The sequence below is a fragment of the Blautia sp. RTP21359st1_E11_RTP21359_211015 genome, from assembly GCF_040910705.1.
GTDB lineage: Bacteria > Bacillota > Clostridia > Lachnospirales > Lachnospiraceae > Blautia_A > Blautia_A fusiformis.
In genome coordinates this window covers 1-2,715 of sequence record NZ_JBDGAB010000111.1, presented here as the reverse complement: position 1 = coordinate 2,715, position 2,715 = coordinate 1, and the positions used below count along the sequence as shown (strand labels likewise).

The 2,715-nt window shown below is 44.0% G+C and carries 2 protein-coding genes; one reads left to right on the top strand and one right to left on the bottom strand.

Translation table 11 applies throughout. The features are described 5' to 3' along the window. Positions 1-113: 113 nt before the first annotated feature. Complete coding sequence (gene tnpA, locus AB5026_RS18810; RefSeq protein WP_368214141.1) at positions 114-572, bottom strand: IS200/IS605 family transposase; 459 nt, start codon at positions 570-572, stop codon at positions 114-116. Positions 573-703: 131 nt separating this feature from the next. Here tnpA and AB5026_RS18805 point away from each other — a divergent pair, with 131 nt between their 5' ends. After that, positions 704-2,431, top strand: coding sequence for a hypothetical protein (locus AB5026_RS18805; RefSeq protein WP_368214140.1), 1,728 nt, complete (start codon positions 704-706; stop codon positions 2,429-2,431). Positions 2,432-2,715: the final 284 nt, after the last annotated feature.

The following is a 2,715-nucleotide window of genomic DNA, read 5'->3' as shown; positions in this document are numbered from 1 at the left end:
TTTATCAAAAACCGCGCAGAAAACCCCATCCGACGGAGTGACAACATTTCTTGTCAAGCAGTCGGGTGGGGAAGAATGCGCGTCCGGCTATACCGGATTGTCTCAGCGTTCTTTTACTTCCGCTTCCGCTTCGTATATTTTCTCTTCGGCCTCTCTGGCTTTTCTATTCCCTGCTCCCTGATATATTCTTCCAATGTTTCTATGCTTGCACCACCTGTCGTAGACAGGAAATAGCTGTCGCTCCAAAACGAGTCTTTCCACAGCTTATCCTTAATCTGTTCCATATACCGTTTCCTGACCTCCTTGGATAATTGTGTCTTCAGGCTGCAGACAATGATGGATGGGGCTGCTGACGGTGGAAGCTCAAATAGGATGTGGATATGGTCTTCTTCCCCGCTGAATCCAAGCAATTTCCCGTCAAACCGCTCTTCTATCAGATATTTCGTGTGGTTCTCCATGAAATCCATTATTTCATGGCTGATAACTTTCCTCCGGTATTTGATGACAAATACCGCATGGTATGTCAAGCAGCACACCGAATGGGCGCGTCTATTGTAAGTCTTTTCTGGCATAAATACACCTCCAAATCTATTTTTAACCGAACTTGCAATTTTGTTATATATGTGCTATAATAATACCATAAATAAAGGATATTTTCAATATCTTAGATGATTTTAACCGAAAGCGAGGTGACAGGCCATATATGGAGATTACAATAACAATCAATGCAGACAAACGATACTACCTTGATGAAAACCTTATCACAAATGCAGATTCCCTGATTGAGACAATCCGAAGGTTTAATGATATCCAAATGCAGATGTATAACCTTCTGTACGAAAAGAAATATATGGCCTCCGGAAGCCTTACAGAACAGACCTATTCCCAGTGGTGTAAGGATAAGTTTGAAACAAACGATTATTATAACTGTGCAATTTATACACGTGCTTCCGGCATGCTCTCTTCACAGAAAGAATTGAGGACTTTGTACATGCAAACAAAGAGGTCAGACCTGAAGGCACGTGATACAAAAATAGCATCCACAGAGCAGCAGCTGGCAAAGAAACAGGCCATCAAAGATTCCCTTGTAACATATGCAAAAACTGGAAGATGGAAAACACCATATACGGAATGCCAGACGAAGGTCGCCGGAAAGAAAGTAAACCTCCCAGGCGGCAAAACCATGACGGTTAAAATGTATGAATATAAGATTGAAGCGGACATCCGTAAGCTGAAGACAAGGTGGAAACTCTTAATCTCCGCCAGGAACCGTGCACAGGCAAAACTGGATAGCCTGAAAGCGCATCCGCCAAGACGTATCGTGTTTGGTTCAAAGAAGATGTATACTGAAAAAGATAAAGAGGATATGGATATCGAGGTATGGAGAAAGGAGTTCTATGACAAGCGCCACTCTTCCATGAGCCTTCCAGGACGACATACATCCAAAGACTGTAACTTCCTTGTGAAAAGACGCAATGATGTCCTTATCATCACATGCATGGATGGAAAACAGGCTATCTTATCTGATTTCAGGCTTGCAAGAGATAATGAGGTTTGGCTTGCTATGCTGGATGCAAAACCAGAGGGCCGGAAGCCGGTATGCTATAACTTCCAGCTAAAAAGAGACGGTAACGGAAGACTGTATTTGATTCCGTCTATCACGCTTATCCTGGAAAACCGGTACTGCAATGAATCATTAGAAGATGGTTGCGTGTCCGTCGACCTGAACTATGACCATGTGGCATTAACAGATATAGACAAGGACGGTAACCGCATTTCTGGTGAAATCCTGAAGTTTAATCCAGAGAATAAAACAAGCGGGCAGATATCCGATGAGATTGGACGTGTCATGTCAAGAGTTGGGAAATACTGTGAAAACCGTAAAAAGCCGCTTATCATGGAGGACCTGGACACGACCATCACCAAGCATGGCATGAAGTACGGAAATGCAAAAGGCAACCGTCACGCATCGGTATTTGCCTACCGAAAAATGACCGCCTGTCTAGAAAACCAATCATACAAAAGAAGTTTTGGAATCATAAAGATTGACCCTGCTTACACCAGCCAGATTGGAAAAATCCTATACATGCGGAAACTTGGAATCTCCATCCATGCGGCGGCCTCCTATGTGATTGGTCTAAAAGGAATGGGGCTTTTAGAAAAACTGCGACCGGAACCGGAAATGACAGACCGGCTGACAGATTCACTGAAAGAAGGACTTGCAGACCAAAACAGCATGGATTCTTTAATGAAGGCATGGAAGTACATATCCGGTAAATTTTCCGATGTCTATACACATAGTTTCTACCGGCAGGTTCCATATGGATATAAAAAATCCGAGTCCCTCACGAAATCTGGAAGGCCCCGGAGACCGAAAACATTGAAAACGATAGCCGCGGAAATGAAGCAGTGGACGGCTTGTAACTGTTAATTTGTATATAACTGAAATATTGTAACTTTTCAACTTTCCGGGTGTTCTTACCACGAAAAGTTTTCTTTCGGGAAAGCCTCTTGCACATGTCAATCGTGTGGCATGGCAGGTATATGGACGGACGGGAACATCCGGACATCACACTGGCAGGGAACTGTTTCCTGAAACCTTCGGGCGGATGGTCTCAAGCTCTGTCAGCTATACCCGTAGCTGGACTAATCGGGGTTTTACGGGCGTCAGACCGTAGAATCCCCATCCGACGTAAGTCGGGTGGGGTAGTTCAA